The 1,256-nt window shown below is 56.8% G+C and carries 2 protein-coding genes; one reads left to right on the forward strand and one right to left on the reverse strand.

Annotation, left to right across the window (positions count from 1 at the left end):
- Nucleotides 1-107 precede the first annotated feature (107 nt).
- Complete coding sequence (locus AC0L16_RS33405) at nt 108-407, forward strand: DUF1236 domain-containing protein (protein ID WP_023800251.1); 300 nt, start codon at nt 108-110, stop codon at nt 405-407.
- A 276-nt stretch (nt 408-683) separates the two neighbouring features.
- Here AC0L16_RS33405 and AC0L16_RS33410 read toward each other — a convergent pair whose 3' ends face one another.
- A complete protein-coding gene (locus AC0L16_RS33410; protein ID WP_473625783.1) occupies nt 684-932 on the reverse strand; it encodes a low affinity iron permease family protein in 249 nt (82 codons plus the stop codon).
- Nucleotides 933-1,256: the final 324 nt, after the last annotated feature.

A 1,256-nucleotide genomic window follows, 5' to 3' on the forward strand; every position in this document is an offset into this window, starting at 1 on the left:
TTCCTTCTCGATAGCCATGTGATGATTCTCTCCTTTCCATCATCATGGCCTCGCGCACAGAATTCCTGACAGTCCCCGGCGCGACAGGACTCACATAGGAGGCAAATATGAAAATGCGACTTTCCACTGCAGCCGCGGGATTTCTGCTGCTGGCAGGTATCGGCGCTGCTGCCGCTCAGGACGTAGTCATCGAGCCTGAACAGGAGACCGTCATCAGGGAATATGTGAAGAAGCAGCCGCTCGCATCGGTGAAGGTCCCTGGGATAGAGCTCAATATCGGCTCAACGCTGCCCGAGACGGTCGAGCTTCATGAAGTTCCCGACACCAAATACCGTTACGTGGTGGTCGACAACCGGACCGTTGTCGTTGATCCAGGCACACGCAAGATCATCAAAGTCATCGAGTGACCTAAGCGACTGGGAGCACAGCCCGCCGTGCCGAAAGGTGTAGCAGGACACCAAATCTGGAAGTCCTTCTGATCCAACAGACCATTGCCTGTCCTCTCCCGTAGGCAATGGTCTGTCGGCTCATCCGGTAACTTGCGGCCAACCCAACGCATTGGGGCTGCAACGGTTTCGCGCGGCAATGCCGGTCTCGTTATCGGTCAATCTCATTGCTGCTTTCGCTCTCGTTCTCTTTCAATCTCTTCAGGTTCCTCTTTGTCGATCTTGACCGTCTCGCTGTCAGCCTTGTCGACGGCGAAGCAGTTCGTCCGTCTTGGCGTGCAGGGCCTGGGTATCGCGATGTTCGGCGCGCTGGATGAAAAGAGTCATGGCCCGTGTCGATAGCGTCGCAATCGAATGCCAATCGAGGCTGCGTGCGTCATAGACAAGCCAAAGCCCGGCATAGGCCAGGAAAATCAAAAACGCCTGCGGGCGCGACGTCAGCGTGCCAATGTGTGTGATGGTGCCCCGAACTGGGTGGTTTGCCATGTGCAAGACCTCCTACGCATCTTCATAGGACAGCAGCTCATGCTCTGGCTCGTAGTGATGAAGCGCCTGGCCCAAGATCGCGCATATCGAAATCTTGCCGGCGAATAGGACAGCGCTCGAGATGCTCCGCTTTATCCGTTCCGATACGGTGTGGTTACGACCGGCGACGATGCCGGATGACATCGTATGGACCAAGCGCGTCATTCAGGCTGGTGGGCGACGCTATGAGGTGGTAGAAGACTCGTCGGACGACCCCGGCAAACGATCGCGAATGGCTTCCTCGGTTCGCTTTGCCGTCGATTCGACAACCTTGCCGACCTTGCC

It is taken from the genome of Mesorhizobium sp. WSM4848 (assembly GCF_055811375.1).